Here is a 23,640-nt window from a genome sequence, read left to right as displayed (position 1 = left end):
ACCGGCGGTCCTTTGCATTGCCGCTGTGGTCGGGGGCTGTCCTCGTGGTCTTCCACCGCAGCGCATCTGTAAGCTTGATCTTTCTCAAGATGCACATTTGCAACGGCATTTTGGATTTTGTGAGCAGATACATGAAATTGAATGTATCAACATTGCGCCGCGACGCCACGCAAAGCCGGGCGAAGGACTGGGCGCGGCTCTCTGCCGGTGTGGACGCCAGCGTCTGATGATTTGTTGCCTGCGTTGCTATCAAAACTTCCTTGCCTGCAGATGTCGGTGTGGCCAAGCGCCGAGCCGCTGGCCCGTGACTCTGCGCTGATCTTCAGTGTAGTTATTGAATATTGGTATATCTATTGACGTAAGTTATTGGTAAGAAACCACCAGGCATCCCCTATGATGCGGCCTTGTTAGAAATAATATGAATTTCTAAATATCAATAAATTCTATTGATGATTGGGTCGGTGGCTGCTCATCTCCATGCCTCAATGCGATCTCTTCATCCAATGGACTTAGAGGATCGCAGCGCCACGCGCAAGCGGGTGGGGGAGGGTGTCATGATGGTGTTTCAAGCAGCAGGCCAATGGCTGCCGGCTCAACCTGCAAGCCGCCGTGCCGTGCGTCTGGCAATCGCGTCCGCGCGGCGCGGCTTCACGCTGATCGAGGTCATGATTGTGGTCGCCATTGTGGCGATTCTGTCGGCGATTGCCCTGCCCAGTTACAGCGAGTACATCAAGCGTGGCCAGATTGTGGAAGGCATCACTCCGTTGGCCGATATGGGCGCCAAGATGGAGCAGTTCTTCCAGGACAACCGAACATACAGAAAAGCTTGTGATAGCAAGGTAGCCGCCGCACCACCGGATACCAAACGCTGGGACTACAGGTGCTTTCCGTTGGGGAGCAGCTACACCGTCAAGGCTATAGGCAAGGGATCCATGTCCGGCTTCGAATTTGTCCTGACCCACGAAGGTGCCCGCAATACCGCCAGCGTGCCACCTGGCTGGACCAAAGGCACGGGCTGCTGGTCCATCCGAAGAGACGGGAGCTGCTGATGGCCTGGCAGCGTTCCAACCTGGGATTTACATTGATCGAGCTGATGGTGGGCTTGGCCCTCACTGTCTTTTTGCTGTTGTTGGCCATCCCATCGGTCTCCGTTTACATCCTCGATTCCAAAATCCGCGCGGCCGCCCAAGCCTACTACGATGGTGCGCAACTGGCGCGGGCCGAAGCGCTGCGCCGCAATGCCTATGTGGCCCTTGGCATGACTGACAGCAACCTGGGCTGGACAGTCACGGTAGGCAACTCACAAATCGCCAGCAAAACCGTGGAAAGTGCAACCGGCCTGACTGTGGAGGCGGAACAAAGCACCGTCACCTTTGACAGCGTGGGCCGGACCCCGCAAGCCAATGCGGTGAACTTCAAGCCCACCAATGCGACCTGTCTCGAAGACAGTGGCGCCCAGCGCTGTCTGCGCGTGCTTATCTCGCCCGGTGGCCAGGTGCGCATGTGTGACCCAGCTGTCAGTGCCGACGGAGACAACCGGAAATGCTGATGCCTCGTATGACCGCGCCTGCATATGCGGCGGCAAGTGGCCAGCGGGGCATGATGCTGATCGAGTCATTGGTCGCCATCATGATCATCGTATTTGGCATTCTGGGCATTGCCGGGCTTACTGCGCGATCGGTCAACTGGTCGGGCCAGGCGCATTACCGCACTGAGGCAGGCATGTATGCAGCCCAGATTGTGCAGGCCATCTCGCTTCGGGTGGATCGCAGCTCGCCTGAGGCGCTGGCTGCATCTCTGCAAAATATGCAGCACCAGCCGGATGGCAGCCTGGAGCTTTGCAGTTTCAGCGGGAAGCAGGCAGAAAACGTCGACGTCCTCAATTTGCTGTCTGCCGCGCGAGGTGGCCCACAACATGTGCAGGGCCTGCCAGGTGGAGTGCCGACAAGGCAGCAGATTTTGGTGAATACCAGCAATGGGTTGAACCAAGTGACGGTCACGCTGTGCTGGCTGTCTCCGCAGGACGCGGCATTGCGCAATTACCAGATCCAGGCCTATGTGCACTAGCCTCCATCCTATGGACACAGGCAGCATGGCCTGGTTGCAGCGGATCCGGCTTGCAGGATGCCGCCATCCGCAACGCTCGCTACAAGCGCAAGCTGGTTTTTCCATCATCGAAATCCTGATTGGCCTAGCTATTGGCCTGGCCAGCATGCTTGTCATCTACCAGCTCTATGGCGTGTCAGAGAAGCAGCGCCGTACGGTCTCCTCTGTGAGCAACGCCCAAACCGCTGGCGCATTGGCGCTGTTCAGCATCGAACGTGATATTCGCTCCGCCGGCCTGGGCTTTGCTTCGATGGAGCCTCGGCATTTGGGCTGCTGGGTGCAGGCGCATAACAATGGCCGCGCCTTTACGTTCCCGCTAGTGCCTGTGCGTATCACAGCCACCAGTGGAAATACGCAGTTGTGGGTGCTCACCGGCTCGTCCGCCAACATGGTGATGGGCTCACGCTACGAGGCCAGTGCCAACGGCGTCTTCAGCATGGAGAAATCCAATGCCGGCTTGCATGCCGGCGATGTGGCCGTGGGTACCTCAGACACCAATACCCAAGAGTGCTTGCTGATGGAAATCACCGCTGGCGCCCGCTCCACGGTGGCTACGGATTCGGGCAGCGAACCCTATCCCGACAAGCGCGTGAGCCAGGGTGCCGGAAGCTATAGCAACTTCTACACCGGAACGAGCGTAACCCCTCGTTTTAACGGCGGCAGCCGCCGCAACATGCTCGATGGCGGCACCACCAGCCTGGGTGAAGGGGCGCTCTACAACCTGGGTCCCGAGCCGCAGTTGCACGTCTGGAGCCTGCAGGGCAATGAGCTGGTCTATTACAACTTTCTGAACGAGACCAGCGAGAGCAGTGTGTCTGTCGCACACGATGTGCTCAGGTTTCAGGCGGAGTATGGCTATGACATCAACGGAGATGGCCAGATTGACAACCGGGCTGAGTGGACAGCTTCGCCGTCGTCGACCGGCTCCAACACCGAACCGGACTGGGAGAAGGTGCTTGCCGTACGCATAGCGGTGGTAGTACGCAGCTCACAGTACGAACGTGACGAGGTCACCCAAAGCCCACCACGCTGGGCCAGTGGCAGCAAGCAGTTCTGGACAGATGACGACGCGCCCGACTCGGACTGGAAGCACTACCGCTACCGCGTCTACGAAAGCGTGATCCCGCTGCGCAACACCCTGTGGGGGCAACTAGCACCATGACGATCCGATACCGCCAACCATTTCCCGCCACGCGTCCACACAGCGCACGCGGCGTCGTGCTGCTGGTAGCGCTGGTCGTGCTTTTGGTGATGACGCTCACCAGCCTGGCGCTGGTGCGTACCACCACGACGGGCTCTTCCATCGCGGGCAGCCTGGCACTCAAACAAACAGCCACTACCGGTGCCGACCTGGGCCTGGAGTATGGGCTGGCACAACTCGATCAGCTGTCGCAAAACGGCGCGGCGCTGGACGGTGACAACGCCGGCGCAGGCTACTTTGCCAGCTTCGACCCCAGGGTCGCGGCCAAGGAGCTGCTATGGGATGCCAGTGGCAAACAAGCCACCGCCGATGACGGCTTGGGCAATGAAGTGCGCTACATGATCCATCGCCTGTGCAGCGCAGCGGGCCCACTGAATGCCGCAGGCCAATCGTGCGTGGCACCCGAAGGCACGGGCTGCCCCGGCTCATCCGACAGCCCTGGCAGCGTAGTGCCCTGCAATGACCGGCCCATGTACCGCATCAGCGCGCGTGCAGTAGGCCCGCGCGCCACCGTGAGCTATGTGCAGATGACCGTGTATTGATGACGGCAGCGCGCAGGCGCGCCCCCTGGCATGCCCCTTACTCCCGGGCAGCAGCCAACGACGAGAACCAAGGAGAGGGAAATGCTTCAAAAATTCAAACCCCCGCTGCGATGGCCCCGGGCCGCAAGCCTGTGGGCCATGCTCGCTGCTGCCACCGTAGTGGCTGGCTTGTTTGCCAGTAACGCAGCCGCCGACTCCACATCCAGCGATGCGGTCGATATTGCCGATATCCCGCTGGGCATTCTGGGCGACCAGACCAAGCCCAATGTGATGCTGCTGCTCGACACCTCGGATTCGATGAAATGGAGCCACATGCCCGATGGCTGGGAGCGGCGTGAAACCAAGTACTTCCCGGTGGGCTACAAAAGCGCGCTGTGCAACGCGCTTTACTACAACCCCGATACCAGCTACCCGCTGCCCAAGCAGGCCGATGGCACCACCGACATGCCCGTGCCCACTTTCTCCGCAGCCTGGAAGGACGGCTACGACCAGTCGCAGGGCGTCGTCAATCTCGCCACCTCATTTCAGGCATACGACGCTAATACGCGCAGCCGAGACCTCTACGTCGATCCACCGCAGCGTGCCTATCACTTCGTTTGGACGCCTCGCGACAGCCGCTTCCCCACCATGCCCAGCTGGGAACGCGAAGAAACCTGTACCTGGCCCGCAGAGCCCAAGCTGTTCGATGATGACGGCAGCGTGCAAGTCAGCGACTTGGTCAACATGTTTGTCAGCGGGGTGCCCAATGGTCGTGTGACGGGGCGCTGGTCGCGCGTGAGGATCACGGCGGCACAAGAGCGCAACTTTGCCATCTGGTACAGCTACTACCGCACGCGCATCAACATGGCCAAGTCCTCCGTCAGCCTGGCCTTTGGCACGCTGAACGACAACTTCCGCATCGGCTTCATGACGGTGGCCAAGCCCGGCTCGGGCGCGCACAGCCACTTCCTGCCGGTGAAGGATTTCTGGGGCACCGACAAGCAGACCTGGTTCCAGACCATCCAGAGCGCCAAAACCGGGGGCACCTCCCCCACGCGCGAGGCCCTGGCCCGCGTGGGCCGTTACTACGCCGGCAAAAGCGACAGCATCAACGACACGATGCTGCCCTTTGTCGACCCCGTCATCTCCGCCTGCCAGCGCCACTACACCATCGTCACCACCGACGGCTACTGGAACACTGGGCAAGAGACCAAGGGCAGAGGCCCGGTGCAGATCGATGGTGTGACCCTGGTCGGCCAGCAAGATGGCCCGCCGCTGGGGCTGACGCCGCCAGAGGGCTTGATTCCGCGTCCTATTTACGATGGTTCGGTCAGTGGTTATCGCCTGGCGCACGATGCCGATGTCGATTACGCACTGGCCAACTGCACGCTTGGCTGGAGAGTGACGGTGCCTGGGGGAGGCACCAAGACCGAGACGACCTATAAACGAGTCGCTAAAAAGGACCGGTTTTATCAACAATGGTATTCCGGCAGTTTGAGCTGGTGGCGCAAGGAAGTCAGCCAGAGCATGCAGATCTTCCGCAAAGCGCCGACCTCGATCGGCAATGACCTGATGAGCACCCGCCAGTACTGGACTGCCCAGGGCAGGCACACGATCACCAAGAACCTGCACCAGCAGCGCCTGAGCTGGAACTACATCAATAAAAAGCAGTACCGCAACAAGCTCACCACCACCTGGAGCACCGAAACCCAGACGCCTTGGGCACGTGCCACAGCCAGTCAAGTGCGCGAGAAGCGCTACTTCTACTGGTACAAAGACCCAGCGCAGGGCGAAGTGGAGTTGAAGACCACGGACAAGTCGGTCTGCGAAGCCTTTCCCAGCGGCTGTACGGTGGAGCCGCGCGGCGGGGACAGCTGGAAAGTGGTACAGGCTTGTACCCCCGGCATGGCCGGTGACTACAACGTGGAGTGCGATGGCCCCCGCCAAGAAGATGTCGGCATCTCGATGTGCAGCCGCAATGGCCAGTTTGTACCGGGCGTGGGCACCATTGCTTGCGAAGGCGTCGCCGTTCCCGCTTATAGCGGCCCGGTACTGACCTGCAATAACCTGCATCCCCAACTGGCTGCCGCTATCCGGGCCGCTGGGGGCAACACGGCCTTGGTGCAATACAGCAATTGCGACAGCAGCCACCGCCAGGAAAGCTATGTGTCAGAAGAGCAGTGCATCAGCGAAGCTGGCACCCAGGCCAACGGCTTTCGCCATACCAGCTGTGCGCGCGAAGCAGTCAATGGGTTTGAAGGAGAGACCGACAACAGCTGCCAAGTGACCAGCACCCCGGCATGGGACGCTGCGAGCAACACCTATACCGAATGCACGCAGCAAAGTGCTTCGGAAATGGTGGCGTCCTGCCAACCCGGTTCACTGCCTGACCAGCCGGGCCGCATCAATGTGCGGTGCGCAGGCCGAGGCATGCCGCAGACCAGTACGGTTGCACCTCGCAACTGCCAGGCAGGCATCGAAGGTGACTATGCCGTCAGTTGCACCGATGCCCAGAGCGTTTGGGGCCCGCCGACGAACACTTGTAGTGAGGGGATCGGTCCTGACTATGACTTGAGTTGTGAGCGGCGCACCACCCCCTGGCGCGGCGTGGCCTCCTGCACGCCAGTGGCACCCAGTTTCTCTAATGGCTGGGTCGGCACCGAGTGCCAAAACACCCCCGTCCAACCACCTGAATCGGGTTTTTGCACGCCGGCGCGTGGCAAGGAAAGCCTGCTGCCGCCGTCGCCCACACCCGCCAACCCTGCCACTTGCACCCCGCAGGTTGCGACACCAGAAAACGGCTGTATCTACAGCGTGTGCCAACAGGTAAGTAGCGAGCCCGAACTGGTTTCTGCCTGTGTCGCCAATGCACCCAGGGCCCCCGATTGGGTGCGGACCTCCTGCTATGGAGAATCGGATCCTGTTCGCCATGTTCCGAATTGCACAGATCCGATTGTGGACGGGTATAAAAAACTGGGCTTGTGTTTTTTCGAAAATTCTGGGGAAGACATGCGCTATGGCACCTGCGCAGCCCGGTTGGCAAATCTGCCCTTCGGACCGCAGCCCAGGCCAGAAAACGACTATGTCACAAGCGCTTGTTATTCACTCGACGGAAGCACCTCCGATGGTGTGACTTACCTGCAGTCTGAAGCTGAATTCGCTGCCTGCGAAGAGAGCACCGATGCCAATGGCGTGGAGTACCTGTGCGTGAAGGAAGGCCCTGTAACGATTGACGTGCCCCAAGGTGAGTTGTGCGTGCCTGGCTATAACCGCTACACCCGCAAGGTGACCGACTGCAGTGGTGTGGGTGTGGGCTCCACGGAGATTTATCCCACCAGACCGGCCCGCTGCCCGGCAGAGACCTGCGAAGAGGTCACAGGCAGAAAGAAGGTCTACAGCGGCCACCGCTGGACCGACCATGTGACCCTGACAGGTACCGCCGAAACGGGCCGTACCCTGGTCAGCCCTCCAGGACGGGTCGCGTTCAATGGCGACCTGGAATCGCCTGCGATCTGCTATCCGCATGAACCTGCGCCGCAGCTGCCGCCCGTCGGAAGGCCCCAGCCCGGCACGGCCCCCTGGGCCGCGTTGCCAGCAACGCACACCCGCTGCGGCAGCCTGCCCTGCAATGAGGACCACCTGAACCCTGCCACTGGCGGCAGCAGCAACTCGCTGGCCGATGTGGCGCAGTACTACTACGCCACCGATCTGCGCCCCGGTGACGAGAACAGTACCCCACGCGGCTGGCCCAACCAGGTGCGGCCGGTGGGCACAGGGGCGGAGGACGACAAGGCCACCTGGCAGCACATGAGCACCTATGTGATCGGCATGGGGGTATCGGGCACGTTGAAGTACCACAAGGACTACAAGGCTGGCGCGGGCGACTTTGCCGATCTGCGCAGCGGCCTCAAGACCTGGCCGATCTGGCCGCGTGAAGGGGCCAATGAGGAGAGCCCGGAATCCATCGACGACTTCTGGCACACGGCCGTCAATGGCCGGGGCCTGTACTTCAGCGCCAATGACCCATCGGCCATCCAGTCCGGCCTGGCAGAGGTGTTTGCCGATATCCGCGCGGCGCTGGGCTCTGGCGGCAGCGTGGGCGTGACCTCGCCGATCACCGAAGCGGGCAACAACTTTGCCTATGCCGCCACCTACCGCACCGGCCGCTGGTCGGGCGATCTGCAGGCTTTCGAGATTGGCCTGAGCTCCGGCAAACGCACGCAAATCGAAGGCTGGTCGGCCAAGGATGCGCTGGACAGGCGCGACCTGGCCACCGACAACCGCCGCATTCTGTTCATGAACGGGGGCAGGCTGGCCGAATTTACCTATGCCAACCTGGGCAGCCTGCGCAGCCATTTCGAAGCGTCCGCCATCAGCACCCGCCTGGCCCAGTACGCGCAGATGAACGATGCGCAAAAGGAGGCCGCCCAAGGCGCCAATCTGGTGAACTACCTGCGCGGTGACCGCAGCCTGGAAGACTTTGCGCTGGGCGATGTGCGCAAGCTTTACCGCCCGCGTGAAAGCCGCCTGGGCGACATCATTAGCTCGCAACCCCTGTACGTGGGAAAGCCCACGCGCCGCTACCGCGATGCCGGCTATGCCGCCTACCGCCTGAGCCAGCAAAACCGCAGGCCCATGGTGTATGTGGGCGGCAATGACGGCATGCTGCATGCCTTCCATGCCGAAACCGATCTGCGCAAGACAGAAACCATTGGCGGCCGAACGGTACCCGTGGCCGCGCGCGAAGCCTGGGCCTTTGTGCCCACCGCCGTGATGCCCGAAATGGCGCGCCTGGCCAGTGTGGACTACGACAGTGCCCACCGCTACTTTGTGGATGGCTCGCCCGTCGTGGCCGATATCCACGACGGCAGCGCCTGGAAGACCATCCTTGTCGGCGGCTTCAACAAGGGGGGCAAGGGCTACTACGCGCTCGACATCACCAACCCGCTGCAACCCCAGCCGCTGTGGGAAGCCAGCCTGCCCGAGATGGGCCTGAGCTTTGGCCGGCCTATGGTCTCCAAACACCCCAATGGCACCTGGGCGGTGTTCCTCACCTCGGGCTACAACAATGCCGACGGCAAGAACCATGTGTTTGTGCTCAATGCCAGCACCGGTGCGACCATCGCGCAAATGACCACCCCCAACGGCACCGGCCTGCGTGAGATCAACAACTACTTGCGCGACCCTGCCGGCGACAACACCACCCGCTTGCTCTACGGCGGCGATCTGGACGGCAATGTCTGGCGTTTCCAGTGGGATGTGGCCGCGAGCCGGTTCCAGGTGCAGCGCGTGGTACAGCTGACGGGCCAACCCATCACCACCCGCATAGAGCTGGTGCAAGGCGGCACACAACTGCCGCGCATTCTGGTCGCCACCGGCCGCTTGTTCGGGTCTGCTGATATGACGGATAGAAGCAAGCAGTCCATCTACGGCTTTGATGACAAGCCGGAGGGCTATGCCATCAGCGCAGCCTCATTCCGGGCAGATCTCAAAGAATCCATATTGGAAGAATACAGGGATACCGAGGGCAAGCTTGTGCGCAGACTGCGCTGCGCAAGCCGTGACCATGCCGTCTGCAATGACCGCCGCAAAGGCTGGTATGTCGATCTGCCCATTGAGCGTGAACGGGTGAACGTCAATATGCTGTTGGCCGGCACCACCTTGGTGGTGGCCAGCAATGTGCCATCCGACGCGCCTTGCCTGGCAGGCGGCTCTGGCTGGCTCAACTACCTCAACTTTGAGACGGGGTTGGCGGTAAATGGCAACCCGGAAGGCGGCGCCGCTGGCGAGCAGGTACCCGATACGATGATCGTCGGCAATGCGCTGACGGCTAACCGGGATGGCACCGTGACCAGCCACATCCAGACCGGTGTCGTGGGAACGCCGATTGATATCATCATCCCCGTGGCGACCCCCAAGCCACAGGGCAAACGCATCAGCTGGCGCGAGGCGGTGACCAACTAAGCACTGAGCCGCTCACACGCATAGTCAAAGGCCACCACAGCTATTGATCTGTGGTGGCCTTTTTTACCGTGCAGCGTACGGCGGGCGCTGTGGCTGGTCAGGCGTGCGGGGATGGGGCCCAGCACTCACCGGGGCTCCGCCCCCGGCGCCGCCACCGGCAAACCGGTGCCCAGCTGCAGCACGGCCGTCACCATTGTCCCGGCAGGGCTCGATTGCACGCTGAAGCTGGCGCCCAGGCGCTGGGCGCGTGCGGCCATGCTGCGCATGCCCACCGATTGGCCAGCGCGCTGCACCGCCTGCACATCAAAGCCCACGCCATCGTCCTCGACCCGCACCAGCAGCTGGTTGGGCTTGGGCTGTGAATACTCCACCCGCACCTTGCTGGCATGGCTGTGCTTGATGACGTTGGACAGCGCCTCCTCTACCAGCCGGGTCAGCAGCAGGCACTGCAGCGCATTGGGGCGCTTGCCTTCTTCGACCGTGCCCTGCCATTGCGCGGCAATGCTCCAGTGCGTCTGCACACCAATCTCATCGAGGATGCGGGTGATGCGGTGGCGCAGCGGTGCGGCCCATTGCACAGGGGTCTCAGGCACTGCCGCGCCAGCGCTGGAGCCGTAGTCGATCAGCTGGTTGAGGTCGTCGCGCATGCCTTTGAGCAGCGACAGCACGCGCGCGCTGCTGATGGTGTCGGGCGACTGCTCCACCAGCGCCATGCTGCGCACCAGGCTGCCGCCCAGGCCATCATGCAGGTCATGGGCCAGGGCCATGCGCTCCTGCAGCTTCGCGTTCTCCAGCGCCTGCAGATGCTCGCGCTGCAGGGCCTGGGCCAGCTCGCTGCGGGCCGATTCCACGCCCACCTTCAGCTCGCGGTTGAAGCGCCGCACCTCGTGCATCTGCCGTACCAGCTGGCCGCCCAGCAGCAGCATCAGCAGGCCGATCACCAGCACGCCGCTGAGTGCCGCCCAGTCGCGCGCCACCTGCCAGCGGTCCAATACCGAATAGAGGTTGTTCAGCGCCACCAAGGTCAGCAGCAGCCAGATGCAGGCGAGCAGGATATGCGCCAGATTGCGCGGCCGTTTGCGTGGAAACCAGGCATGGACCTGGAACTGCAGCCCATTGACCAGAAATACCGCCGTCGCGCCCTGCCACACCAGGCTGAAGCCCTGGCGTGCATGCTCGGGCGGCACCAGGCAAGTAATGGCAGCGCCGATGAAGGCCAGCAGCCACAAAAAGCGCTCCACCCAGGGCAGCTTCTGCGCACCAAAGCGGAATGTGAAAATGCACACGCTTAGCACATAGCCGAGCAAGGCAATAAGGCTGAAGCGGCTGCGGGTCAGCGAATCGGGCCAGGGCCACTGGGTGCCCGCCAGGTAGGTGCTCAGGTACAGCATCCAGCACAGGGCCATCAGCGCAAACCAGCCATAGGTGCGGGCCTTGCGCTGCAGCAGCCAGATGCTGAAAAACAGCACACCCGCCATCGCACAGAGCACGGCATTGACAAAGTAGACCGTGCGCTGGCGCCATTGCTTGCCCGCTTGTACATCGGCTACTTCCTGCGGCGTGCCCAGGCGCAGCTGGCCCAGACCGGGGCTCAGCGCCCGGTGGCCGACCGCGTAGACATAGATGGTATTGGTGCCTGGCTGCAGCGTCGATTCCGGCAGCAGCCACCAGCGCGGCACATTCCAGCTGCGCGACAGCGGCTCGACCAGCGAGGCATCGCTCCACAGCAGGTCATGGTTCACATAGACCGCTCCCGCCACGCTGATGCCATCGATGCCCAGCGCAACCGCCGTCGGTGCCACCGCAGACTCGGCATCGAGCACCTGCGGTGGGCCATCACAGGCGCGTTCCCAGGCAATGCGGTACCAGACGGCGCCATCGTGCGTGGGCCAGCGGCTGGTCCACAGATCGGGCAGCGTGACCGGCTCCCAGCCATCGGCCGGGGCGGGCAGGGCGGGGTTGAGCGTGCTGGCGCGGGCGGCATCGGTCTGCAGAATCCGCACGCTGCAGCTGGCCATGTTGCTGGGGCCCGAGGGCGGGTGTTGGGCCATGGCCGGCCCTGCCCACAGCCAAAACCACAGTGCGAGCAGATACGCCCCGGCTTGCAGCAGCCGGGGGAGGGGGTTCCAGCGCCGGCTCACTCAATCATTCCCCGGACACGCGCTTCGCGCACGGCCATCATGCGCGACGAGACCGCGAGCTTGCGGTAAATGCGCTTGACATGGCTCTCCACAGTGTGGCGCGACAGATGCACTTCGTTGGCGATTTCCCGGTTGCTCATGCCATCGGCGACCAGGCGCAAAATCTCGGCCTCACGGGGTGTCAGGCCCACGTCCAGCTCGCCACTGTGGGCTGCGGGGGTGGCGCTGCCGGCCGGCTTGGGCGCACGCATGGGCAGCAGCTGCAAGATGCGCCGCGCGATGAAAGGGTCTATCGGTGCACCACCCCGCAGTACGCTGCGGATGGACAGCATCACCTCGAAATCATCGCGCTGCTTGAGCACATAGCCGGTGGCCCCGGCGCGCAGCGCGCTCAGGATCAGCTCTTCGGAGCTCCAGGCCGACACCACCAGAATGCCCAGGCCCGGGTCTTCGGCCCGCAGCTCTTCGATCAGCGACTGGCCATTGCCATCAGGCAGGCGCAGATCCACCAAGGCCAGGCCTACCGGCTCTTCGGCCACCACAGCACGGGCTTCGGCCAAGGTGCCGGTAAAAATCAGCGCATCGTCCTCATAGCCCAGCTGCCTGAGCACCTGGCGCAAACGTTGCTGCAAAAGCGGCTCGTCCTCCACGACCAACACCGGGACCGGCAAAAGGGCATCTTCAACAAGCAACGAGGGTTCAAGCATGGGCAACCAGACAAACGCGGGGGTGGACCCCCGCGATGGTATGCGAGTGGACAAAAAATGCCATCCCTGAAACTGGGGAATTTGTCGGGAATGGTGTTGTAACGGCGCTGCGTTGTTTTGGCGTCTATCTCGCCGTGGTAGCCCGGAAACCGATAAAGGCCTGTGTTCCATAAATGGGGGCTGCGCCCTCTGAGGAAATGCGGGCGTGGCATCCCAACATGCCCTAAAAATACCCGCGGGTTATGGGTGTAAGAAATAAATAAGTTAAGAAACCATAAGTAACTATAGTGCTTTTTAAAAACAGTGATAGTTGAAAACAAAGGTTTCAAGCGAGAATCTCGCCCATTTCTATAATCAAGCGATCGGGTGGGGTATGACAGGTCAGCAGGCGCCGCAGCGACAAAAAACAAAGCTGCAACGAAAAATAATTCAAGTAAGCAGTTTTTGGTTAGGTGTATGGTTTTTGCTAGTGGCCGGCATGGCCGCCGCACAGACGGCCAGTTTCACTGTGGAACGGGTAAGCCTTTTTCTCAGCGATGGAGCCGCTACCGAAGAAATACGCCAGATTCCGGCTAAAAGCCTGGCGCCGCTTCAAAATGGCTTGACCCTCGTCAATACCGAGAAGTCCAGCTTTGGCAAGGATGGGGTGCAGTGGAAGTGGTTACTTCGCAATAACTCCGCATTGCCGCTGGAAAATGTCCGTATTACCGGCTTTGTGGATATAGACCAGGACGCCGCCCAAAATACCTTCTTCAACGAAGCGGTGGTGGCCCCGTCGCTGACAGCGCCTGCCGGCCATATCGCTGCAGACCGCTGGGAAGCGGGAGAGATGGGTTATTGGAATGGCTCCCTGCTTGCGCGTGCGGCAACCGGCGATCTCAGTAACAGTACCTTGCCGAATGCCGGCGGTGAGGATATGGCCATTGCGATGTCCGCAGTACCAGGGGCCATCGCACCCGGGCAGGATGTCCGTGTCTGGCTGGTGGTCGGCGACGAAGAAAATGCCGGTGCCACGCAAAATGACCTGGCATCGGCGCGCAGGCATTTTGCCCAGTTTTATCTGTTCAAAGGTGCCGCTCCCGATACCCGGGCGCAGGTGGATTACGCGGTCACGCAGACAGTGGCACAGGCCCACTACCAGGTGGGCGAGCGGGTGCAGTACCGACTGGTGGTCAGCAACGCCGGTCTGGCTGCCGGTACGGGCGTGACGCTGAGCAGCGCCGTGCCCGCGTCGCTGGCCGATGTGCAGTGGTCGTGCAGTGCCCAGGGACTGGCCGCCTGCGATGCGAGCCCTCGCACAGGCCACCAGTTGCGGGTCGATGCCCAGGTGCCTGCGGGCACGGGCAACCAGGTGGTGGTCACGGTCACCGGCACAGCGACCGTAGACGGCGTGTTGACGCACCGCGCCACGGTGGCGCCAACGCACACCGATACGGTGGACACCGATGCAGCCAATAACGACAGCCTGGTGCAGGTCAGCGTCGGCTCGGCAGGCGCTGCGCAGGCCGATCTGGCCGTATCCAAGACCACCAGTACGCCCCATGTGTTGCCTGGTGGCCCAGTGGCCTTCCAGCTGGTGGCGGTCAACCATGGCCCGGCAGCAGTCACCGCTGCGCAACTGGAAGACCTGGTGCCCTCGGGCGTGGAAGCGGTGCGCTGGACCTGCAGCGCCCGGGGCGGCGCTGTCTGCGGCGCAGCATCTGGCCAGGGCAGCGATGTCCGCGTGCGCGCCGAGATGCCGGTGGGCGCCTCCATCACCATCGATGTGACCGGCGTGATGGCGCAGGCGGATGGCCCGCTGGTCAACACCGTGACCTTGGCTTCAGAGCTGCCCGATCCGGTGTTGTCGAACAACCGCGCCTCGGTCTCCGTCAATGCACCTGCCGGTGCGCTCAAGGCCATTCCTGCGATGGGATGGCTGGCGCTGAGCGTGCTGTCGGTCAGTACCCTGGTGTTGGGCGCCCTGTGGCTGCAGCGTAGAGACGCGCTGCGCAGCCGGCGCGGCTGGACCCTGGCCTTGCTGCTGGTGCTGGGCCTGGGTGCGGGCGGCGATTCGCACGCGATCTTTGTCAATGGCGATTTTGAAAGCCAGACCCTGACAGGCTGGACCAAGCGCTTTGGCCTGAACCCGGGCTTGACCGGTGCGCCTCCGTTCCAGGTGGGTGATGTGCGCTTCAATGGCGGAGGTGTTGAAAAAGTCACCGTGGTGGACGGCCGTTTTGACCCGCGCGCACCACAGCTGGTGCTGCCGCGCCAGGGCAATTTCTCGGCCAAGGTCAATGACGATGACAACGGCGCACACATCAACGAGATCAGCCAAAAAGGCGTGATCACCGAGACCGACCGCGACCCGGGCGACGGCAAGCTCCATGTGCGATTCAGCTACGCAGCGGTGCTGGAGGACCCCAGTCACGAGCCCACGAACCAGCCCTACTTTTTTGTCGAGATCAAGGATCTGACCAAGGGCGAGACGCTGTATTACGACTTTGCGTTTGCCAACCAGCCTGGCCGCGTGTTCTACACCACGGTCTACAAGGGCAGCAAATGGGTGTCCACGCCGTTCATCGATGTGGACCTGGAGGTGCCCGACAGCAGCCTGGGCCATGAGCTGCAAATCCGCGTCGTGGGTGCCGATTGCTCCCAGAGCGGTCATGGCGGCTATGTCTATGTCGATGCCTTTGGCTCGGTCAGCATTCCGCCGCAAGGCGCCTGCGTCAACGACCTGCAACTGCGCGCCAAACCCGGCAATGTGCAGCTGACCTGGGCCGATACCGGCGCTGCCAGCTATGCGGTCTACCGTGCCGACAAGTTGGAAGGCCCTTTTGTGCGCCTGGGCACCACGCAATCGCACCACGCCACCTGGCTGGACCGCACGGTGCAGCCGCAAAAGACCTACTACTACAGCATCCGGGCGCTCGATGTGGATGGCCATGCGCTGTGCAGCTCTGGCGAGGTAGCGACCTATGTGCCCGCGCATTGGAGCATAGGGGATCCGGTAAACCGCCCGCCGATCTTCACCAGCCAGCCGGTGCTTGCCGGGGATGTCCGCCAGCTGTATGAATACCAGGCCACCGCCGTCGATGCCGATGGCGACCCGCTCAGCTACCAGCTGATGTATGCCCCGGTGGGCATGACCGTGGATGCCGCCAGCGGCAAGATCAGCTGGCAGCCCGGCCTGATGGGGGATTTCCGCGTCAACCTGCAGGTGAGCGACGGCAAAGGCCTGCTGGCCAGCCAGGCCTTCTCCATCCATGTGGTCGATGGCAACCTGCCGCCGCAGATCACCAGCCAGTTCCCGGCCAAGGTGCCTGCGGGTGTGAGCTTCTCCCACCAGGTCACCGCGACAGATCCCGAGAAAGGGCCGTTGCAGTACACCTTGGGCAGCCAGGCAGAGGGTATCAGCATTGATGCGGCTGGACGCATCTCATGGATGACCCCCCAGCCCGGCACCTATCCACTGGTGATTCAGGTCACCGACCAGTATGGCGCCCGTGATGTACAGCGCGTGGTGGTGTCGGTGCAGGCGTTCCCGGAATTCACCAGCCTTCCCGTGGTGACGGCGACCGTTGCCCAGCCCTATAGCTACCAGGCCTTGGTCAGCGACCGCGACGGTGACCCGGTCATCTACAGCGTGCTCAGCGGCCCGGCAGGCCTGGTGATCAACGCCAGCAGCGGCGCCGTGACCTGGCCCTCGCCAGTGACGGGCACAGCAGCGGTGGTGCTGGCCGCCACCGATCCGGATGGCAACCAGGGCAAGCAGAGCTTCAGCATCCGCGTGACGGCATCGCCTAACCGTGCGCCCGTGTTCACCGCCACACCGGTGACCTATTTGGCCTATCCGGCGGCCTACAGCTATACGGCCTCGGCCAGTGATGCCGATGGTGACAACCTGGTCTGGACGCTGTTGGAGGCACCAGCGGACATGGCGATCAACGCGCGCAATGGCGCGATCGCCTGGAAATTTGCCAGCAACACCGCCGGCAAGTTTGCCGTGCGCGTGCTGGTGGACGACCAGCGCGGTGGCCAGACCGAGCAGGCGTTTGAAGTCCAGGTGCCCGTGTATGGCAATGGCGCCCCCACCATCACCAGCCGCCCGCCCAGCCAGGTGCGCGCTGGCGCCATCTATAGCTACTCGGTCAGTGCGACTGACCCAGAGGGCGAAACGCTCAGCTACCGCCTGGCCTCCGGGCCTGCAGCAGCCGCCTGGGTTGGCAACCAGCTGAGCTGGGCCACCAGCGCTGCCGATGTGGGCGTGCATGCGATGCTGATCGAGGTGGCCGATACCGCCGGCAATGTCGCGCAGCAAAACTGGCAGCTTGAAGTGCTGCCCGCCAGCGGCAACCAGCCGCCGGTGATCAGCTCCACCCCCAAGGTGACGGCCGTTGCCGGCGGGGTGTATGAGTACCAGGTCGTAGCCACCGACCGCGATGGTGACCCGCTCAGCTACCAGTTGCTGACCGGTCCCGCAGGCATGACGCTCTCTGCCACCGGCAAGCTCGAATGGCCCGTGCCAGCAGGCTTCGCTGGCAGCGAGACGGTGGAGATCCAGGTGGCCGATGGCCGGGGCGGCGAAGTGACCCAGGCCTATGCGATTGGCGTGGGCATCACCGCCAACCGGCCGCCGCTGATCAATTCCACACCGGTTGCTACCGGCACGGCCGGTGCAGCCTACCTGTACCAGATTCTGGCCAGTGACCCGGATGGCGATGCGCTGACCTACAGCGTCTCCACCAGCGAGCCCGGTATCACCGTTGATGCGCAGACGGGCCGGGTCTCCTGGGCCGTACCGGCAGGCGCGAGCGGCCAGGCGCAACTGACCGTGTTGGTGACAGATGGCAAGGGCGGCACCGCATCGCAGACCTATGCGATCGGTGTGGGCCAGCCCGGCAACCGTCCGCCTCGGGTAACCACGCAGCCAGGCACCAGTGGTATCTCCGGTGCGAGCTATACCTATGCGCTCAAGGCCGTGGATGCCGATGGTGACACCTTGGCCTATGCGCTGACGGAGTTCCCGCAGGGCATGGTGATCGACAGCAGCACCGGAGCTGTCCAGTGGAGCATTCCGGCCAATGTGGCAGGGCTGGCGCCCGTGATGGTGGAGGTGACGGACGGCAAGGGCGGCATCGCCACCCAGGGCTACGCCATCTCGGTCTCGGGCGCGTCCAACCGCGCACCGGCATTCAGCTCCACACCGGTTACCTCGGCCACCGCAGGTACGGCTTACGCATACACCGCGCGGGCGAACGATCCGGATGGCGATGCCATCAGCTATACGCTGGACGCGGCCCCTGCTGGTATGGCCATCAACGCCACATCGGGCGCCATCAGCTGGACGCCCACGTTGGCGCAAGGCGGCACCCACGCGGTAGCGGTGCGCGCCACCGATGCCAAGGGCGCCTACGCCACGCAAAGCTTCGGCATCTACGTGCAACTGCCCAACAACAACCCGCCACAGATCAGCAGCAAGCCCACCTTGCGCTGGGCGCCGGGCGTGCCCTACCAATACCAGGTCACGGCCACCGACCCTGAAAACGATCCACTGACCTATGCCCTGGACAAGGCCCCTGCCGGTATGGCGATGGCGGCCGGCACGGGCCTGCTGACCTGGAACAGCCCGGTACTGGGCAGCCATGCGGTGGAGATCAAGGTGCAGGACACCCGGGGCGCCTATGTGGTGCAAAGCTACACTTTGCAGATTGCGGCCAACCGCGAGCCGGTCATCACCAGCGCGCCCGTGCCCTCTGCGGCCATCGCTACGCCTTATGCCTACCAGGTGGTGGCCACGGACCCGGACGGCGACTTCCTCACCTACCGGATGAGCGGCGCACCGGCCAGCTTGACGATGTCGGCCACAGGCCTGATCTCGGGCACGCCGACGGCGCAAGGCACGCATGCGATCACGGTGACGGTGTCGGACGGCCAGGCCTCCGTCACCCAGAGTTGGACCTTGCGTGTGTCCGAGCCCGCAGCGGGCGGGCCGCTGGAGGCCGGCGTGACGCCATCGCCCAAGTACCTCAACCTGGGTGAATCGACGACCCTGCAGGTGTTTGCGCAGGGCGGCACCGCGCCCTATACCGTCAGCAGCCTGACCGTGAACGGCCGCGCCGTTACGGTGGATACCGCCTACCAGGCTGTCTTCACGCCCACAGCAATGGGCAAGCACAACCTGCGCCTGACCTTGCGCGATGCCAAGGGCAGCAGCGTGACCGTGGACGACTGGTTCGGCGTCAAAGACCCCAGCGATGTGCTGGCGCCGTTGGCCGCCATCACTGCACCGGGCAGCTCGGACGACATCACGGTGACCGATGTGTTCGAGCCCACAGCCATCATCGGCACGGCCTCCGATGCCAACCTGGCCGAGTACCTGCTGATGATCTCGCCGGCCGGGCAGAACCAGTGGAGCAAGCTGGGCGGCGGCAGCGCCAGCGTCACTGCGGCCAAGCTGGGCGACCTGAACCCCCAGACCCTGGCCAACGGTTTGTATGACCTGGGTTTGATCGTGCGCGATGTCTCCGGCAACGAGACCAGCGCCAAGGTGACGGTGGCCATCAGCGGTGAGCAAAAGGCGGCGCCGCTGCAGCTGACCTTTACCGACATGGCTTTTGAGATCGAAGGTCTGCCGCTGACGGTTCGCCGCAGCTATGACTCGCTCAAGCGCGCGCAGCGCATGGACTTTGGCTACGGCTGGTCGGTGGACTACCAGGACGTCTGGTTGCAGACCAACGGCGTGCTGGGCCGCTCCTGGGTCATGCAGGAGACGGGATCGGGCTTCAACCGCAAGATCTGCGTGCGTCCCCAGGGCTCCCGCGTGGCATCGGTGCGTATGCCCGATGGCAGGCTTGAGCAGTTCGACCTGCGTGCCAGCCCGGAGTGCGTGAGCGTGCTGCAGTGGGCCTCCAACCCCAGCGTCAGCCTCGCGTTCAGCGCCAAGGCCAGCAACAAAAGCGGCAGCAAGCTCGAAGCGCTGGGCTACAGCGATCTGCGCCTGGCCGGTGGTGACCTGTTCGACATGGGCACGACGGAGACCTTCAACCCCACGCAGTACAAGCTCACCACCCTGGATGGCATCGAGTACATCCTGAACAAGGACTTCGGCATTCAGCAGATCAAGGACCGCAATGGCAACAGCCTGCAGTTCACGCGCAGCGGTATCAGCCACTCCGGCGGCTGGGCACTGGCCTTTACCCGCGATGCCCAAGGCAAGATCAGCAAGATCACCGGCCCCGGCAGCCAGGTGCTGAACTATGGCTACGATGCGGCCGACAACCTGATCTCGGTGGTCGACCAGAGCAATGCGGTTTCCGACTTCCGTTACGAGAACCCCAAGGTAGCGCATGGCCTGACCAGCTACACCGATCCGCTGGGCCGGCTGGCGCTGAAGACTACTTATGACGACGCCGGGCGCGTACTCAGCCAGACCGATGCCGCCGGCAAGGCCGTGACGGTGAGCACCGACAACACGGCCAACAAGCAGACCATCAAGGACCGCAACGGCAACACCACCGTGTATGACTTTGATGACCGGGGCAACATCACCCGCGTGCTGGATGCCGCAGGCGGCATCACCCAGTACGCCTATGACGCCCATGACAACGAGATCGAGGTGATCGACGCGCTGGGCCGCAAGACCACGCGCAGCTACGACGCCTTCGGCAATGTCACCAGCGAAACCGACCCCGCCGGCCGCGTGACCCAAACGGCCTTCAATGCGCAAGGCAATGTCACCACCATCACCGATGCGGCTGGCAACGTCACCACCAATGGCTACAACGCCAGCGGTGATCTGACAGCCATCACCGATGCCGCTGGCAAGGCCTTTGGCATGGGCTACAGCCCCACAGGCAGCCTGAGCAGCATGACCGACAAGGTCGGCAATGTCACCCGCTACACCTATGCCAAGATAAACGGCACCACGCTCAAGCAGACCGAGACCGCTCCGGACGGTACGGTGACCACCTACGCGTATGACAGCGCAGGCAGCGTCACCTCCACCACGCGCGCCATCGTCACCCAGCCGGGCCAGCCTGCCACCACGGTGGTAGAAAAGACCAGCTACGACAGCAAGGGCAATGTCACCAGCCGCACCAACGCGGTGGGCGATACCACCACCTACCTCTACGATGCGGCCGGCCAGCTGTTACAAGAGACCGACAGCCAAGGCCGCAAGACGGCGCATGAGTACAGCCTGCGCGGTGAAAAGTCCAAGACCACCTACCCCGATGGCAGGGTAGAGAGCTGGGCCTATGACAACAACGGCAACGAAACCCAGAGCTGCACCGGCAGCCTGTGCACGCGCACAGCCTACGATGCGCTGGACCGTGCCACCAAGGTCACCGACCCGATGGGCTTTGCCGTCGAGAGCGTGTACGACGCAGCAGGCCAGCTCACCTCAAGCAAGGATGCGCGCGGCAACACCACGGCGTTTGAATACGACCTGGCCGGCCGTGAAACCAAGCAGACCAATGCCGCTGGTATTGCGGTGACGCGCGAGTACGATCTGGCGGGCAACCTCGTCAAGACCACCGATGGCTTGGGCCGGGCGACGGTCCACGCCTACAACAGCACCCAAAAGCGCACCAGCACCACCTTGGCCCATGGTGCGGTAACGCAGTTTGCGTATGACGCCAATGGCGTGCTGTTGAGCGAGACCAACCCGCTGGGCCATACCTACCAGTTTGGCCACGATCCGCTGGGCGCCCTCAAGACCGTGACGGACCCACTGGGCAAGGCCACCGGCTACACCTGGAATGGCAGCAACCAGCTGCTGACCCAGACCGACGCCAACGGCCATACCACCCGCTATGGCTATGACAGCGCTGGCCGTCGTGTGGCCCGCACCCTGCCAGGCGGCAAGAGCGAAGGCCTGGTCTACGACAGCGAAGGCCGTCTGGTGAGCCGTACCGACTTTGACGGCAGCCAGACCATCTACAGCTATGACGTGGGTGGCAAGCTCAGCAAAGTTACGCGCAGCGATGGCCGCAGCCTGAGCCAAGGCTATGACAGCTTCGGCCGCATGAACAGCCAGACCGATACGGCCTATGGCAACCTGGGTCTGACCCTGGACGGCAACGACCGCGTCACCCGCGAGGTCTGGAGCCACAACAGCCTGGGCACCAGCTTCAGTGCCACCCTGGACTACGCCTGGGACGCCAACAGCAACCGCACCCAGGTCAGCACCTCGGGCCAGGCCATCAAGGCCAGCTACAACATGCTCAACCAGCTGGAGACCCTGACCCACCCCGATGGCAGCACCACCCGTTTTGCCTACGACAATGCAGGCAACCGCGTGCAGGTGATGCGGGCGGACGGCAGCACCACCGACTACCAGTACAACCTGGCCAACCAACTCACCGCCGTGCTGCACAAAAAGGCGGACGGTGCAGACATTGCCAGCTTTGTCTACACGCTCAATGCCGCAGGCCAGCGCACCCAGGTGGCTGAGCGCATGGTGGGGGTAGGTAGCCCGGCAGCGACGGTGGAGCGCTCGGTGCACTACCAGTACGACGCGGCCGGCAAGCTGCTGCAGGAGCGCGTGGCACAAACCGCCCCTGCGGTGTTCGACTCGACCATCGACTACGTCTACGACGACGTAGGCAACCGCAGCCGTCGCACTGTCGGCCACAACGGCCAAGTCACTACCTACCAATACGACAGCCATGACCGTCTCACGCAAAGTGTGGACAGCCTTACCGGCACCACCACCTACCAGTGGGACGAGCGCGGCAACCTGGTGCAGAAGGCATCACCAGCGGAGACCACCACCTATGCCTGGACGGTGGACAACCGCCTGGCCAAGGTCAGCACCGGCGCCAAAACGGTTGAGTATGGTTATGACAGCAGCGGCCGCCGCATCAAGCGCCTGGTCAAAGAGGGCGCCACCACCACCGAGACCCACTGCAAAGTGGACCACCAGCGCGGCTACAGCGAGATCCTCGTCGAGAGTACCAAGGTCAACAGCGGTGCCTGGGTCGATACCGTGCATGTGCACACCCCTGATGGCCTGGGCGAGTTGATCGCCAGCACCTCGGCTGGTGCGCAAACCCAGCTGTTCAGCGATGGCCTGGGCAGCGTGCGTATCGCCCAAACGGCTGCCACCAACCATGTCTTCAGCTACGACGCATTCGGCATTGCACTGGGCGCCACCGAAGGCATGCCTGCCAATGCGGCCGATGCCGCTGCCACCAGCCACCGCTACACCGGCGAATATGCCGACAGCCAGACGGGCCTGCTGCACCTCCGTGCGCGTGATTACGATCCGCAGGTTGGCCGGTTTATCTCGATGGATGAGCATCCGGGTGCGAATCGCATTCCGCTGACTTTGAACAAGTACCTGTATGGCAATGCGGACCCGGTCAATGCGGTGGATCCGAGTGGGAACATCTTTATATCCATGGCAATGCCCAATTTCGGACATTTGTTGCGCGCAACTTCCGCTGGTACAAGAGCACTCGGGATTTTGGACAAGCTAGACCATGCACTGACCTTGCTGCAGTTGGTACATGCCTACCAACAGGTATGGAGTGTTTTCCAAGGCCCAGAGTGGCAAAATTCCATGAAGGATGCAAAAAATCAAAAGGGTTTCGTCAATGCCATGGCAGATTTTGACTCCGCAGTTGCAGAATTGGCGGGAAAATCTGCCGGAATATTCTCGAAAAAAGGGGTTGTTTCCGCTATAGGTGAATTTATTAAAGGCCCTAAAAATGCGTTGCTGATTTATGGGCCGACCCCCGAAATAACGGGTAAAGTTTCTCCGTTTCCGTTTAAACAGGTTAAGGTGGGCACGTTGTCTCTCAGTAAATCGCATCGAGACATATATGTTGAGTTAGGTGTTAGATCGGGGCAAGGGGGCCGCATGCTTGGCGCCGGTCATCGGTGGAGCCGCGAAGGGAACTTGCAATGGTTCCGACAGGATTGGCACAGCACTGTGGGCCATAACTCCCAAAGTTTATGCTTTCCTCCTGCAGGAGGGGCATATCATTATCACTGTGCAAAATAGGTTT

General features: G+C 62.6%; 9 protein-coding genes. 7 read left to right on the top strand and 2 right to left on the bottom strand.

Annotated elements, in window-relative coordinates; translation table 11 throughout:
- The first annotated feature begins 554 nt into the window (after positions 1-554).
- From AB7A72_RS13490 to AB7A72_RS13465, 6 genes are all read left to right on the top strand, one after another.
- A complete protein-coding gene (locus AB7A72_RS13490; protein ID WP_369460272.1) occupies positions 555-1,049 on the top strand; it encodes a type IV pilin protein in 495 nt (164 codons plus the stop codon).
- Positions 1,049-1,549, top strand: a complete 501-nt coding sequence (locus tag AB7A72_RS13485) for a GspH/FimT family pseudopilin (protein WP_369460271.1) — start codon at positions 1,049-1,051, stop codon at positions 1,547-1,549. The genes AB7A72_RS13490 and AB7A72_RS13485 overlap by 1 nt, the downstream gene beginning before the upstream one ends.
- A gap of 50 nt (positions 1,550-1,599) precedes the next feature.
- Positions 1,600-2,067, top strand: coding sequence for a hypothetical protein (locus tag AB7A72_RS13480; RefSeq protein ID WP_312414813.1), 468 nt, complete (start codon positions 1,600-1,602; stop codon positions 2,065-2,067).
- 145 nt (positions 2,068-2,212) lie between these two features.
- Entirely contained in the window at positions 2,213-3,268 is a 1,056-nt protein-coding gene (locus AB7A72_RS13475) for a PilW family protein (protein ID WP_369460270.1), read from the top strand.
- Positions 3,265-3,849, top strand: a complete 585-nt coding sequence (locus AB7A72_RS13470; protein ID WP_239809958.1) for a pilus assembly PilX family protein — start codon at positions 3,265-3,267, stop codon at positions 3,847-3,849. Before AB7A72_RS13475 ends, AB7A72_RS13470 begins: the two co-directional genes overlap by 4 nt.
- Positions 3,850-3,930: 81 nt before the next feature.
- Positions 3,931-9,792: a pilus assembly protein gene (locus tag AB7A72_RS13465; RefSeq protein ID WP_369460269.1), complete on the top strand. Its 5,862-nt coding sequence runs from the start codon at positions 3,931-3,933 to the stop codon at positions 9,790-9,792.
- 125 nt (positions 9,793-9,917) lie between these two features.
- Here the strand turns inward: AB7A72_RS13465 and AB7A72_RS13460 are convergent, their stop codons facing one another.
- Positions 9,918-11,843 carry a sensor histidine kinase gene (locus AB7A72_RS13460; protein WP_369460268.1) on the bottom strand — a complete coding sequence of 642 codons (1,926 nt, stop codon included), beginning with the start codon at positions 11,841-11,843 and terminating at the stop codon, positions 9,918-9,920.
- An 86-nt stretch (positions 11,844-11,929) separates the two neighbouring features.
- Complete coding sequence (locus AB7A72_RS13455) at positions 11,930-12,640, bottom strand: response regulator (protein WP_369460267.1); 711 nt, start codon at positions 12,638-12,640, stop codon at positions 11,930-11,932.
- 601 nt (positions 12,641-13,241) lie between these two features.
- Between AB7A72_RS13455 and AB7A72_RS13450 the strand changes: the two genes are divergently transcribed.
- Positions 13,242-23,636 (top strand): putative Ig domain-containing protein, encoded by a 10,395-nt coding sequence (locus tag AB7A72_RS13450; protein WP_369460266.1) that lies wholly within the window; start codon positions 13,242-13,244, stop codon positions 23,634-23,636.
- The last annotated feature ends 4 nt before the right edge of the window (positions 23,637-23,640 follow it).

The sequence above is a fragment of the Comamonas sediminis genome (genome assembly GCF_041107495.1).
Taxonomy (GTDB): Bacteria; Pseudomonadota; Gammaproteobacteria; order Burkholderiales; family Burkholderiaceae_C; genus Comamonas; species Comamonas sediminis.
The sequence above is the reverse complement of the archived record's forward strand: the minus strand, read 5'-3'. Positions and strand labels throughout refer to the sequence as shown.

Coding starts and splice junctions, on each gene's coding strand:
- AB7A72_RS13490 (WP_369460272.1), top strand. CDS start 555: ATGATGGTGTTTCAAGCAGCAGGCCAATGGCTGCCGGCTCAACCTGCA.
- AB7A72_RS13485 (WP_369460271.1), top strand. CDS start 1,049: ATGGCCTGGCAGCGTTCCAACCTGGGATTTACATTGATCGAGCTGATG.
- AB7A72_RS13480 (WP_312414813.1), top strand. CDS start 1,600: ATGATGCTGATCGAGTCATTGGTCGCCATCATGATCATCGTATTTGGC.
- AB7A72_RS13475 (WP_369460270.1), top strand. CDS start 2,213: ATGCTTGTCATCTACCAGCTCTATGGCGTGTCAGAGAAGCAGCGCCGT.
- AB7A72_RS13470 (WP_239809958.1), top strand. CDS start 3,265: ATGACGATCCGATACCGCCAACCATTTCCCGCCACGCGTCCACACAGC.
- AB7A72_RS13465 (WP_369460269.1), top strand. CDS start 3,931: ATGCTTCAAAAATTCAAACCCCCGCTGCGATGGCCCCGGGCCGCAAGC.
- AB7A72_RS13460 (WP_369460268.1), bottom strand. CDS start 11,843: ATGGCCCAACACCCGCCCTCGGGCCCCAGCAACATGGCCAGCTGCAGC.
- AB7A72_RS13455 (WP_369460267.1), bottom strand. CDS start 12,640: ATGCTTGAACCCTCGTTGCTTGTTGAAGATGCCCTTTTGCCGGTCCCG.